The organism is Eubacterium sp. AF15-50 (assembly GCF_934835595.1).
Taxonomy (GTDB): Bacteria; Bacillota; Clostridia; order Lachnospirales; family Lachnospiraceae; genus Eubacterium_G; species Eubacterium_G segne.
Genome location: NZ_CAKVZL010000008.1, coordinates 14587 through 29068, shown reverse-complemented (window position 1 = coordinate 29068; position 14482 = coordinate 14587). Strand labels below are relative to the sequence as shown.

Sequence of the window (14482 nt, the reverse complement as noted above, 5' to 3'; positions counted from 1 at the left end):
TTCTACCGCATAACCAATGCGATGCTTTTTATATTTTAATTGTCTTTTACCTTGCTCCTACATTTTTAGACTTAGCCTCATAATATTCGCCAAAAGCTGTCTGTCCTACGAATGTAAGCATTTTAACTTTACATTCCACACTGACCGTAACCTTTTCATTATCTATGTCTACGTCAATTTTAGGAGATTCTGCACCCTTGCTAAGGTTATCCCTAACTCTTTTTTTTGTATCATCAATTAATTTGTTCTTTTCAGAATCTTCAATGTCTGCACCATTTATAACAGCATATCTGACTCCTGAAAAAGCGGCACTCTCTATTGAATATTTATTTGAATATGCCCATCCCATATCTATTATTCCACACAATATGGTCAAAAGTAAGGGTACAACAAGTGCAAATTCCACCATAGACTGACCCTTTTCGCTTTTAAGAATTTTTTTAATCACATTATTACCTCCCACCATCTTATATGTAAATCAATCTCGCAAGTATAAATATTTTAAAAGGTCTAAACTGCACCTTTTACACTTATTTTATTACATTTTTGTTGATTTCTGCATATTTGCTATCTAATTTAGTGCCAACGGTTGTAAGTGCTGCAACAACTACCAATGCAATAAGACCTATTATCAATACATACTCTACCATTCCCTGACCTTCCTCATTTCTAAGAAAACTTCTAAGCATTGTTTTTTCTCCTAATTCATTATAAATTTCCAAAAATCAATCATTACACTTTCATTTATAAGCATTACAACCATCATTGCTACCGCCATAAATGGTCCCATTGGTATCATTTCATACATTGCATTTTTTAATGATGTTCGTCCTTTAATAAACTCATAAATTAAAACTCCGATTCCCATGAGAACTATCGCATATAACAGCCCGTTTATTCCTAAACAAAATCCCATAACAGCTGCAAGTTTTATGTCTCCGGCACCAACAGATTTTCCTATAAACGCCGGAATCATAAACACTACAAATCCTGCCACAAAACCGATTAAAGAACTAATTATATTAAACTCCGGAACCCATGTAACACCAAACAAAGCCGGAATACCTATAATTAATTTTGCCACAAGCATCAATAAAAGTATTTCATTAGGTATTATTCTGTGATGTAAATCTGTAACAAATATAAGAATGCACGCTAGTAGCATTAACAATATATATATAATTTCCCATATTCTATTAACATTAACAACTGTAAAACAACCTACAACTATTGATAATATTGTGATAATGCTCTCTTCCTTTTTGCTTGTTTTAAACACCCGGCTTCTTTTTTCTAAAAGAACCTTTTCAAAAAAAATACTAATAAGACTGCATCCAATACCGGATATCATTCCAATTAACATTTTTATTGCCACTATCTCCATAATTTAACACCTCATGTAAACCAGATTAGTTGCTCACCAGATAACGTCATATTCACATCATGTATAAATTTTATATTAAATAAGGCGAGTCCATAAGACCCGCCTTATCATCAATTATGATATATAGGCAATCATACAAATTCCTATACACCCAACCTTAGTATGTAACCCATCCTAGGTCATCATGATTATCAATAACCAAATCATCTGGTTGTTTTCTCTTATTTAAGATTGTTTGAAACCTGGTTGAATTTTCCACCAATTGCTCCAGATAAAACTGTGATAGCTGCGATAACTGCAACAGCGATTAATGCAATGATTAATGCATATTCTACCATTCCCTGACCGCTTTCATCCTTTAAAAATCTCTTTAACATAATGTTCTCCCTTCTTAACTTATAATTTTTTATAATACTTTCAACAACTCAGTGTTGAAAAAAATTACTTAAATAAATCGGTAATTCTTAACTTATAACCAGCATCTATACGTACTTATGTGCCGTCATTTTAAACAAATATATTTTTAATATATTCAGTTTTTACTAAAAATAGAACAACTCGTCTTTTTTGATTTAACGTTAAACTTTAAAAATCTGCACATTATTTTGTCTGCTTGTTATGTTTTTTAGTATAATATTCACAATTTATTTTGTCAACACCTTTTTTGCACTTGTAACGATTTCATTTAGTGAATTTTTTAAATTTATAAATATTGCACTAAATTCAGCCCTGTCAACCGGTGCTATATTGTATATTATTTGGTCTTGACTGCCTTAATTCCACTCCATTTGCCATATTTTGTGACACCGGATTTTTTAACAAAGGCTCTTATTCTAAAATAATATTTCTTCTTTTTCTTAAGTTTTTTAATTGTGCACCCCAAACTCTTTCCGCTGTTTATCTTCTTAACAGTTTTATATCCACCTTTTTTCTTTTTTGATATCTGTATCTGATAACCGGTAGCTCCTGAGACTTTTTTCCACTTCAATGATATTTTCTTTTTTCCACCTTTGCATTTTGCCCATTTTGCCTTACCAGGTGCTTTCACTGAAACGGACGGCTTTGACACAACTATTTTAACTGTTTTTGATGCCTGCAAAATTCTGTCTTTATTAGCACGTATTTCTAATACAACAGTACCTGCATTTATACCTGTTACGGAAAGTGTCTTCTGATCCTGACTTAACTCCCATTTTGCAGTCACATAGTTACCCTCAACCAAATCAACAATAATATCATTGTAGTCACCTGTATGTGGCAATATTTCTATTCCCAATTTTACAGTCTGACCCACCTTAATATTAGTATTTCCTGTAATTTTAACTCCGGTTACCTTAGGTTTTTCTATAGTTATAGTTGTTGACTCTGATTTTATTATTTCCCCATCATCATTGTAAACATTACATGTGATGGTGACGGTTCTCTCATTTTCAGAATACTTTTTAACTGTTACATTACCATAATTATCCACAACAGCTTTATCCGGGTTGCCCGAAACAAACTCAATTTTATTATTTGTAATTTTCTTATAATTTTCCTCTGTAGCTTCAGTTATTCTGTCTCTAAAATTATTAGTCATGTAAGAGAATACTGATTCCGTTGCCCCTTCCTGAATACTTTTACTTGAAAGGCGAATATCCGTGATATTACCATTTACGTGCATCGTAAAAGTTACGCCGTTTTCTTCGTTACCAACAGCCGGATAAATGGTAATTTGCGACTTTCCAACCTTAAGTGGTCTAAAACTAATCTTATTGGCAAAAGTATTTACATTAGTTTTTACAACATCTTCATTACTGCTTTTAACTATAATATCATTACTTAATAACTCCTCATTAAATCCATAAATGTAAGATATTTCATCTGTGATATAAACTTTACCATTATTCTCTATTTTTAACTCGTTTCCTTCTCCATCATACAATTTGATTCTCAATTTTTTTGAAGATACGCATACCTTTAGACTTGCCTGACCTCTTCCTGCCATAGCTTTCGCATTTATTGTAGCTTCTCCCGCTCCAACAGCCTGTAAGGTACATACAAACTTTCCGTCTACCTCCGTAGTTTTTGTAACTTTTACAATCTTTTCATTACTACTTGTAAACTTAATAGTATCTCTATACTCAGCATTTTCATCGTCACCTAGAAGTATTTCTGAAGCTTCAATGTCAGTTGTAGTTCCATACATCATATCTATAGAGCCTCTAGGACTAATTGTAATAAGATTTGCAGGCGAAACCACATTAATATATATAACCTTTGTTACCTGACCGGCTTTCACCCTGATACTTGCTGTACCACAGCTTCCGCCTTTAGGTGATATCGTAACTGATAATCCATCATCCGCTACCGTCATTGATATATAATCCGCACCGGTTAATACATCCCATTCAACAGTATCTGTAATAGGATCACCGGTTTTTGATACAAATTTAGGTGATATTTTCACACCGGCTTTCTCATCAACACTAATATACTGTTTATCATCCGTTACTATATCAACGCAAGGCACCCTTGTTACATCTGCCACATAGCTTACAGTTGGTGAATATACCGAAACGACTCCATCCGCTACTCTTAACTGAAGGTATTCCTGTATGTTCACACCTATTTTTTCTCCTTCACTTAATCCTTTAAGTGCTACGGCATAGGCTGAATTCTGATATGCATCAGTATAGTCGTTTTTATCTGCTTTGTTTACGGCTATCTTTTGTGTTGGCACCATCTTTGTTCTTTCCGGATTTTTTTCGCCGTCAAGATTTCCTATCTTTGCATCATATAAATACGAATTATCTGCTACTTTAACCTGTGAATAATAACCATTTGAATCTGAAGCAATAGTATAAAGAGGTATAATTGTTTCCTCATTAAGTCTGACTGTTATCTGTTCATTTAACGGTGTAATAGCCAGGTTAAAATTATATGTTGTTAAATAGAATTTTCCATCATTGCTATATCCAATTCCTGACCATCCGGTTTTCGGGAATTTTTCATTATCAATTCCACCCATTATGGAATCTGTTTTAAATGTACACTTATCATAAACATTTACTGATTTTAATCTTATGCATGCACCAAGAGCCTGATTATCAACACATGCTACAGTTTTGCTTAATACCACAGTGTCCAAATACTGGCATCCATAGAAAGTTCTTCTATTAATTATTGTAAGCGGTGCATTTTTGTCCATAACAAAGTTTTTGATTCCACTATTATTAAATGCTTCCATTCCAATATATTGCAACTTTCCTGCATATGACGCATCAAAATTTAATTCCTTTTTGTCTGTCATATAATTTTCTGCAATTCTTGAAGAACCTGCAAATGCATTATCGCCTATTGTTTCCAGATTTCTAGGTAATATAATATTCTTTAAAGATTCGCATCCCTGATATGCGCCATCCTCTATTACCTTTAAAGCCTGCGGCAACTCATCATCTATAACAAGGTTGAAATCGTTATAAAATGCGCATCGTCCAATTTTTTCAATTTTATCCCCCATCTCAACAGTTTCAAGTCCTGTATACCACTCATCATCTATAGCTTTTACGCCTAAACTTGAGACTTCTGAACCATCTCCCATTAAAATTTTTGTTGAACATTCCGCAAAAGCATACTCCGGAATAACCTTTAATTCTTTAGGTAATGATACCTTTTTTAAATTCAAACACCTATAAAACGCATATTTTCCTAATGTTAATTTTGAACATTTAGATAAGTCAGCGTTAGGTAACCCTACCACATATTGATAATGGAGTTCACTTGCAAAAGCATAACTCGGATCACTCCGAGATATTTGAATATATACTACAATGGAACCTTCTCCTACTTCTTTAGCAGATTTTTTTAATTTGTCCGGATTAACATATGCTTCCTTAGGCTGATAATAATTTGCATTTTCATTTGAAAATAATATAACCTTGTTGTCTCCGTCTTCTTTAGAAGCATGTATATCATCAGGCATGATATAATATTTTACCGCCTTGTTTATTCCTATAAACTCATCATCATCTTTAGCCCAGTCAGTTACACTATATCCGCACTCGTTAAAAGCATAGTCTCCTATTTTTGTGAGATTTGCCGGAAAATTAATGCTTTCCATACGACTGCAACCGCTAAAAGCATAATCACCGATTTCCAATGTTACCCTCTGGTTGTATTCGTTATCCGTAGGTAATTTTATTGTTTTAATATGTATTGAATCTGAAAATGCATAATTTCCTATCTTCTTTACAACGTCTCCCTTTACCTCCGGAAAATCGTCTATAACCAGTTCTTCCATTAAATTATTTTCAGAAAATGCATGGGGGCCAATAGATTCTACAGTTCCCGGTATTTCCACTGTGAAAAAATCACAATGAGAAAATGCACTTCTTCCTATTGTCTTAAGTTTTGTAAGCTTTGTCACAAAGGAAAAATCATATAAAGAGTGACAACTATTAAATGCACCTTCCTCTATTCTTTCTATGCTATCAGGAAGCTTTACATCATATAATTCTTCACACATTTCAAATACCGAAGTTTCAATAGCTGTAATTCCGGTATTTGCAGACAAATCTATTTTCAAAAGTCCGCTTCCGGAGAATGCACTATCCATGATTTTTACAATTTTCTCCGGTATTTCTATACTCTTAAGGCTGGTAGTGTTGGATAAAAATCCTGCCGGAATTGCTGTCATTCCTGCACCTAATTTAACCGAATTTAATCTTATACATCCATCAAAAACGCCACCGCCAATTCCTACAGCCGAATCATCTCCGGCATTTTCTATGGCTGCATTTATACCATCAGGTATAACTATAGACTTTAAATTTTCACATATAGCAAATGCATTATTTCCAATTTTAGCTATTTTTTCCGGAAGCACTATCCCATCTAAAGCCTTACAATTTCTAAATGCCTCACTTTGAATTGTAACCAGTGTCTGTGGTAAATTAACAGTTTCCAAATTAGCACAGTTAAAAAATGCTTCTTTGCCTATTTCCACAATATTCGATGGCATTCCAAACTGCTTAAATCCGCAATTCTGAAACTCGTTTGCCTCAATCCTTTTAACTTTTGACAGTTTTGAAGCATCAATCGCCGAAGCCTTTCTTGCATATCCCAAGCCTTCCAAGCTTTCTATTTTGTCATAATCCGGGTATGTTGACAAATCGATTTTACCTGTATATGTCCTTAAATCCTTTACTGTAATATTTGCGTACTTATCTCCACCAATTATATACCTAACTGCATAACACAATTGCACATCAGGTATTATATTGGTTGTAATCTGTATATTATCATCAACCATTGATTCCGCTGCACTTACGTTTTTTATAAGCCCTGAAAAATCTGTTCCGGGAATAATTGAAAACGTCATAGCCACAGCCAGTGTAATGCTAAAAAACTTCTTTGAAAATTTTCTCATAATTAATACTTCTCCTACCCTCGTATCCGTAAATACTCTATTACTCAACTAACTTTGCACTTTTCTTTGCTTTACCGGACTGTGTTCTTCCTCCAAAAGGCCAATTTGGATCATTTTTTGGAAGTTCTACAGTTAACGTTCCATTGTTTGTACCAACCTGATTAGCTGTTATTGAACCCTTTACAGTTACTTCTTTTCCACTCATAATACACTCACCATTAGGTGAATAAAATAATGCCTTAACATCCATTTTGTCACTGTTCAGGTTAATATGAGTGTTTCCTCTTCCCCAAACAGCTGAATATTTTCCATCTACTGAGTTATCAACTACCTGCTTGCCATTAGCAAAGTTGATTTCCTGACCGTCAGCAACAATTGTTGCTCCACTAAGCACAACATCATTGGCAAATACAATACCTGCCTTACACATCATAACACCACTAATATCAGCTTTGCCCTGTATTCCTAAATATCCTTCCGAAAACAGACTTCCTTCAACCACCAACTCGGAACCTATTCCCATTCCATTTACTTTTAAAATTCCTTTTATAACTAACTTTTTAATTCCATTGTATTCACCAATATTCAAATGGCTGTTTGCATATATTTTTTCTTCACTTTCAATTGTAAGAACCCCATTATGTGTATGACTTTTTGCGAACTGAGTATCCGGGAAATTTCCATCAATAACCTGATATTCCGAATCTTCTACATAAGGAATTCTTTCATTTATAATGTCTTCATAGTTAGGCATTTCTATATAGTTGTCCTCATCTTCATATGTTTGATAATTACCTGATGAACCCTTGTTATTAAACTTCGGCACCTCTATAACTCCATTGTCAATATTAAGGGTACCTGATATGTCAGCTGCACCATTGGCATGAATATCACCATCAGGAATATTAACGCTTCCATGCAATCCAAAATATGCCTTGGTTCCTGAGAAAATAGCATAATCCTTGGCTCCTTTTTCGCCTGCTGCTGCAACTGCCTTACAGGAAACCGGCAATTCACTATATCCAACTACACCGGCAAAATATGTCTTTACATCCTTTTTAATTTTAACTTCTACCTGCTCACCATTATTTAGTATGTTTACTGTTACATTCTCCGGATCATAGCCGTTAAGTTCCGCATATTCCTTTGCAACGCTTTCCGTTTTTGCCCTTTCAGGCAATGAATCTGCTGCTGCTAATGCTGATAAGTCGCAGGCATCCTGCATACTTACCTTGGTTGTGTAAGCATTTCCAAAATCCACTGCAAATGCCGTAAATCCGAAAATCACCACAAGACTCAGCACTACCATAACCATGGAAGCACCACTTTCTTCCTTACTAAATTTCCTAATTTTCTCTAAAATTTTCACCATATAACCCTCCAATTTTTCTCTATATTTTACGTTAATATTATGGTTCCGCACCACGCATGTTCCTTAATTATCATATTTTATTTTATTATTGTCAACTATTTTGCACTAGTGCAGATAGCTGTTTGGTGAATTTTCGGCACTTTTAACAAGAAAAACGTTTTTGAAATCATTGATTTTTGAACGAACTGATTAAACTATTTTTATGTAATAAAAAAAACACAGAGCTTTGTCATCCGACTTTTCGCTCTGCGTCCTTTTTCTCATCATTTTTTTATCAAATAATCTGTTTCATTACCTTACAGACAAATATTTTCTACTTAATATATCTCTTAAACACCTTTTCCAGCATAAAGCTGTTTAACAACATTCCTCCCACAGGTAAAACTACAATAAGTACAGGTATATCCCAAACAAGCATTGCCGATAAGGCAAATATTACAGCCATACCCAGTGTTACTGGAAGATGTGCAAAAAACATTAAAAGTCCGTTTTTTAATGTATTCTTCCAATTATTTTCAAATCTTGCCGTTAACGCAAATGTCCATATCGCCCATGTCATGGCAAGAATCCAAAGTATAAAGAATGTAATCTGATATCCGGAAATTACGGAGCCACCACTAAGTGCTAATGATATATCCCACATACTAACCACTGTAAGTATGGCAAATATTATTGATGCCTGCACCGTGTTTTTGAAATTATCCTTAAAGCATTTAAAAAATCCCTTATAGCAGTATCCACGGTTTTGCCGTATATTCCTAAACACCGTATCATATAGTGCAGTAGTTGATGCCCCTGCTGTTATTACCGGAATACAGCACACAAACCACAGAAGGCTTACCACAATCACATCAAACACTTTGTTGCCTATTCTGAATATAAGACTATCACTGTTAATCTTTGGCATAGTACTTTTCCCTTTATTACTTTTCTTTTTCAATAACCTCTATTGCTTTTTGCAATTGATTATCCTTTTTACCATCTTTAGATATCTCCACCTTAACATCAGGAGTAATGCCCTTGCCATGAATGTTAACGCCCTTAGGTGTATAGTATTTTTCTACAGTAAGTTTAACTGCAGAACCGTCACTTAAAGGAATAATACTTTGTACAATTCCTTTTCCAAAGGACTGGGTTCCCACTATCTTTCCTGCTCCAAAATCCTGAATGGCTCCTGCAAAAATTTCTGAAGCACTGGCACTGTTTTCATTCTGTAAAACTACCATAGGCATATCTAAGAAATTAGCATCTGATTTCTTTTCCTGCTTGTTTCCATCCTTATCCTTGGTATAAACCAATGTTCCTTCCGGCAACAAATCATCTAACATTTCACATACCGTGTCATAAAGTCCACCGGGATTGTTTCTTAAGTCAAATATAACTGATTTCATTCCCCGCTTCTTCAAATCATCTAATGCTTCCTTAAACTGGTCATACGTCACTTCCTCAAACTGGGTAATTTGAATGTATCCTATGCCCTTTGACTTATCAAGCATCTTGTGTTCTACTGTCGGAACATCAACTTTGTCTCTGGTTACTTCTAAATCAATGTATTCTTTTTCAGAGGTTCTGTACACGTTAATTTTAACTTTCGTGTCTTTTTCTCCCTTCATTTTTGCCACAACATTGTTTAAATCTTCCCCGGTTACTTCCTTATCTTCTACCTTAAATATAATATCTCCATTTTTCATTCCTGCTTTTTCTGCAGGTGAACCTTTAAAAACATTAATGGCAGTAATTACACCTGTGTCCGCATTTTGCGAAACTAATGCACCAATTCCGCAATAACTTCCTGAAGTTTCTTCCTTTAATGCATCATATTCATCCTTTGTATAATAAACTGAATACGGATCATTTAATCCCTGAAGTAATCCTTTATATATATTCTCTTCAAGAGTCTTTTCATCTGTTTTTTCAAGATACTTTAAATCTATTACATCTTTCAGAAAATCCAGTTTTCCGGAGACTTCACTGCTTATGGTTGTCTTGCTTCCTTTTTCTGTTTTTACTGCGTTTATTCCAAAACCAACGCATATTGCCACTATAAGCATTACAAAGGCTCCCGTTAAAAAACCGGGTAAAAATTTTGTCTTATTTTTCTTCATATCTCTGTGTCGTCACTTTCTGTAATATTTTAATTTAGATAGTCATATGGATTTTGATAAGCTCCGTTCACTCTTACTGTAAAATGCAAATGGTTACCTGTAGACGAACCTGTAGTTCCTACAAGCCCTATAGTCTGACCTGCACTTACCTGTGTTCCCGGACTTACAAGTAACGCTGACATATGCATGTATATAGTATATACACCGTTTCCGTGATTAATTCCAATCCAGTTTCCTGCTGTCGGGTTTAAATTTGCCCACTCAACAGTTCCTGATGATGCAGCTACAACAGGCGTTCCTGCCGGTGCAGGTATATCAATTCCGTTGTGGAATGAACTTGAACCTGAGAAAGGATCACTTCTGTAACCATATCCTGATGACACACTGGTATATCCCGGGCAAGGCCATCCAAAACTGCCGTTTCCTGAATGGGAACCACCGTTATTCTGATTATTATTATTATTGTTGTTATTGTTATTATTAGCTGCGTTTTGTGCTTCCTGAGCAGCCTTTCTTGCTGCTTCCTGTTTTGCAGCATCAATGCTTTGCTGTTCAGCTGCTGCCACCTTCTGCTCCTGAGCACTGATTTCCGCGTCTAACGCAGCTGAGTTTGCCTCATTATCCTCTAACAGGGCAACATATGTAGACAATTCCTTCTTCTTTGAATCCGATAACTGCTCTAACTGTGCCTTGTCGTTTTTCTGCTTCTTCTGCATAGTTACAAGATTTTCTTTTTCTGTAACTAATGTTTCCTTAGCATCAGCAATAGCCTGCTTTGTTTCCTTTAACTTATGAAGCATCTTTCGGTCATACTGTGACAACTCAGTAATGTACTCTGCCTTATTTAAAAACTCAGTTATACTTTCTGAATTTAAAATCAAATCAAGCATTTGCGTGTCGCCATTTTCATACATATACTGGATTCTAAGCTTCATATCGCTATACTGAACCGTAATGCTTTCCTGAGCACTTTTTAATTTTTTATTAGTTTTGTCAATCTTGTCCTTAGTTTTGTCTAATTTCTGATTTGTCTCGTAAATATCTGTGGCAAGTTTAGTCAGCTGCTTGTCCACCTGACTAATATACGCCTCTGCATCAGACTTTGATGCTTCAAGCTCATTTTTCTGCCGAGCAGCTTTATTTTTCTGGGCATTTAAGTCTGACAGTTTATCTTTTTCATTGTTTACGTCGGCAAATGATGGTGCAGCCATGCTTATGCTTAACACTATTGCCAATCCGGCTCCTAATACTTTTGATAATTTTCTCATTGTGCTTCCTCTTATACTTTCAAATGTTTTCTAAGTGATAACACCGAACCAATAAGTCCGATACCTGCTCCTATTCCTAATCCCATTGGCACCAATACCGAAAAAATCTCATGTACTGATGCAAAAGAGATTGAACTTGCCATAACGCCAAACTTTGACATTACCAAAGCTACCAATCTGTTATATATAACTCTTATCAGGACAAGCGGTATAGTTGAACCAACTAATCCGATAATCATTCCTTCTATTATAAATGGTGCTCTTACAAAAGCGTTGGTTGAACCAATAAGTTTCATTATTTTTATTTCGTGCTGTCTTACGGAAATTCCAATCATAACCGTATTGCTTATTAAAAATATACCAACACCTAACAGAATAATAATCAGTGCCACCGAAATATATCCTAAAACCTTTCCTACGGTAGAAAGTGTTTCTTTCGCCTGTTCCGAATGTTTAACCTTTCTTACTCCATCAAGACCTTCCATTTTCTTAACGAAAGAATCCTGCTGATTAATGTCCTTTAAGAAGACTGTATATGACGCTGAGTTAGCTAAAGGATTGTCCTTGTCAAATCCTGAAGCTAAATCCGGGTCGTCTTCAAAATAACTTTTCTTAAATCCTTCCCATGCTTCGTCAGCAGATGTGTATTCGTACTTGTCTACACGGCTGTCATTTTTAATTTCATTACCTATAGCATCAATCTGTTCCTGTTTAATTCCCTTATCAAAGAAAACTGTTACTCCAAGATTTTGCTCAACCTGCTTTTCCATAAAGTTTACATTAATAATAATAGTAAAAATAACACCTATAAGGAAAATACACGCTGCAATAGTTCCTATTGACGCTAAAGAAAATAATTTGTTTCTTTTTATGTTAACCAATCCCTGGTTTACACAATATCCGGCTGTTCTTGCATTCATTTATTCCACCACCTTGCTGTCGCTTACTTTGACACCTTTTTTCATTGTAATTACACGTTTATTCATTTTCTCCACAATCTCCATATTATGGGTAACTACAATAACGGTGGTTCCCTGTCTGTTTACTTTATCTAATAATTTCATGATTTCCCATGAATTCTCCGGGTCAAGATTTCCTGTAGGTTCATCTGCCAAAAGAATCTGCGGCTTATTTACAATAGCTCTGGCAAGAGCAACTCTCTGCTGTTCTCCACCTGATAACTCGTTAGGATTTGAACGATACTTTTCCGACAATCCTACCAAAGCAAGAACCTTGGATACATTTTTCTTGATTTCCCTAGGTGCCACGCCTATTACACGCTGTGCAAAGGCAATGTTTGAATATACATCTCTATCCTGCAATAATCTGAAATCCTGAAATACTACACCTATTTTTCTTCTGTATTTTGCAACGCTTCTTGAGCGAAGCTTTGATAATTTAACATCGTCAACTGTTATGGTTCCTTCTGTAGGATTTAACTCCTTAAGCAATAATTTTATAAATGTTGATTTTCCTGAGCCACTGGCTCCCACAACAAATACAAACTCTCCATCATCTATATCAAGATTCAAATTATTCAGTGCCGGTGCCCCGTTTCCATAAGTCTTACTTACACCTTCAATTTTAATCATTTACTTTCTCCTTATTTAATCTCATTAATCACGTAAATATGTTCATAACGTATTAAAAGTGAAAAGCAATATACTCTGCTTTTCACTTTTAAGCATCCTCTAAGTAGTTGTCCCACCAACACCGGTGTTCATCCATACCACTTATTTAAAAATCTGTGTTACCCATATACTTCATATACTTAACTACCATTAATGCAATCTTAAAGGTTATTGCATCCTCAAATACACGGAGGTCTAATCCCGTGCTCTTTTGTAGCTTATCAAGTCTGTATACCAATGTATTTCTGTGTATATAAAGCTGTCTTGATGTTTCAGAAACATTCAAGCTGTTTTCAAAGAACTTATTAATGGTAGAAAGTGTTTCCTCATCAAACTCATCCGGTGATTTACCCTCAAAGATTTCTTTAATAAACATTTTGCACAACGGAATCGGTAACTGGTATATAAGTCTTCCTATTCCTAAGTTGTTGTAAGCAACAACACTCTTTGTACTAAAGAATATTTTTCCTACATCCAACGCCATTCTTGCTTCCTTATATGAACGGGAAACCTCTTTAATTTCTTTTACAATGGTTCCATATGCCACATTCGCCTTTACCATAGCTTCCGTATTAAGCATATCTACAATAGTGTTAGCTATACGTTCTACTTCCTCATATCCCTGCTTGTCATCTAAATGTTTAACAAGAATAATGCTCTTTTCATCAACAGCTGTAATAAAATCCTTCTTCTGACCGGAGAACAATGTTCTCACTGTCTCTAATGCCACGCTGTCCTTTTCATTCTTAGTTTCAATAATGCATACACATCTACGTGCATCCACATCAATGTGTAATTTCTTTGCTCTATTATAAATGTCAACAAGGAGAAGATTATCTAAAAGAAGATTCTTAACAAAGTTGTCTTTGTCAAATCTTTCTTTGTATGCTACTAACAGATTCTGAATCTGGAATGCTGCCATCTTTCCAACCATAAATACATCATCGCTGGTTCCCTGAGCTATAAGAATAAGTTCTAACTGGTTTTCGTCATAAACCTTAAAGAACTGATATTCCTGAACTGACTGGCTGTCTGCCGGAGATGCTACAAATGACATTATAGCATGTCCAAACTGTTCTCCTCCCTGGGAAGTACTGGCAACTATCTTTCCGTCTGTATCTGCCACATACAAATCAACCCTTGATATGCTTTTTATTCCTTCAATTGTATTTTGTAAAATCTGATTTGAAATCATCGTATCACTCCTGTCTTTCCCTCTCATCGCATTTTGCTATCGCACGCAACAATCTTTCTTTATTTTAATACAAAAGTAACAAAAAAAAAAGAGGAAATATGCAAAAAATATATTTCC

At 35.0% G+C, this 14482-nt stretch carries 12 protein-coding genes; all 12 read right to left on the bottom strand.

Annotated elements, in window-relative coordinates; genetic code table 11:
* Window positions 1–46 precede the first annotated feature (46 nt).
* The gene (locus Q5O73_RS02010; protein ID WP_158576857.1) at window positions 47–448 is read right to left on the bottom strand and encodes a TadE/TadG family type IV pilus assembly protein; all 402 of its coding nucleotides are present in this window, start codon (window positions 446–448) and stop codon (window positions 47–49) included.
* Window positions 449–530: 82 nt separating this feature from the next.
* A complete protein-coding gene (locus Q5O73_RS02005) occupies window positions 531–689 on the bottom strand; it encodes a Flp family type IVb pilin (protein WP_118589443.1) in 159 nt (52 codons plus the stop codon).
* A gap of 11 nt (window positions 690–700) precedes the next feature.
* The gene (locus Q5O73_RS02000) at window positions 701–1384 is read right to left on the bottom strand and encodes an A24 family peptidase (RefSeq protein ID WP_302668938.1); all 684 of its coding nucleotides are present in this window, start codon (window positions 1382–1384) and stop codon (window positions 701–703) included.
* Between the two features lie 221 nt (window positions 1385–1605).
* On the bottom strand, window positions 1606–1761 hold the full coding sequence (locus tag Q5O73_RS01995) for a Flp family type IVb pilin (RefSeq protein WP_302668937.1): 156 nt from the start codon (window positions 1759–1761) through the stop codon (window positions 1606–1608).
* A gap of 377 nt (window positions 1762–2138) precedes the next feature.
* On the bottom strand, window positions 2139–6794 hold the full coding sequence (locus Q5O73_RS01990) for a leucine-rich repeat domain-containing protein (RefSeq protein WP_302668936.1): 4656 nt from the start codon (window positions 6792–6794) through the stop codon (window positions 2139–2141).
* A 40-nt stretch (window positions 6795–6834) separates the two neighbouring features.
* A complete protein-coding gene (locus tag Q5O73_RS01985) occupies window positions 6835–8166 on the bottom strand; it encodes a Tad domain-containing protein (RefSeq protein ID WP_302668935.1) in 1332 nt (443 codons plus the stop codon).
* Between the two features lie 313 nt (window positions 8167–8479).
* Window positions 8480–9073: a YesL family protein gene (locus tag Q5O73_RS01980; RefSeq protein WP_302668934.1), complete on the bottom strand. Its 594-nt coding sequence runs from the start codon at window positions 9071–9073 to the stop codon at window positions 8480–8482.
* 16 nt (window positions 9074–9089) lie between these two features.
* Entirely contained in the window at window positions 9090–10271 is a 1182-nt protein-coding gene (locus Q5O73_RS01975) for a S41 family peptidase (protein WP_302668933.1), read from the bottom strand.
* A 29-nt stretch (window positions 10272–10300) separates the two neighbouring features.
* Entirely contained in the window at window positions 10301–11539 is a 1239-nt protein-coding gene (locus Q5O73_RS01970; protein WP_302668932.1) for a murein hydrolase activator EnvC, read from the bottom strand.
* 11 nt (window positions 11540–11550) lie between these two features.
* A complete protein-coding gene (gene ftsX, locus Q5O73_RS01965; protein WP_302668931.1) occupies window positions 11551–12459 on the bottom strand; it encodes a permease-like cell division protein FtsX in 909 nt (302 codons plus the stop codon).
* Window positions 12460–13131, bottom strand: a complete 672-nt coding sequence (ftsE, locus tag Q5O73_RS01960; RefSeq protein WP_021952293.1) for a cell division ATP-binding protein FtsE — start codon at window positions 13129–13131, stop codon at window positions 12460–12462.
* Window positions 13132–13276: 145 nt separating this feature from the next.
* The gene (locus Q5O73_RS01955; protein ID WP_302668930.1) at window positions 13277–14365 is read right to left on the bottom strand and encodes a CdaR family transcriptional regulator; all 1089 of its coding nucleotides are present in this window, start codon (window positions 14363–14365) and stop codon (window positions 13277–13279) included.
* Window positions 14366–14482: the final 117 nt, after the last annotated feature.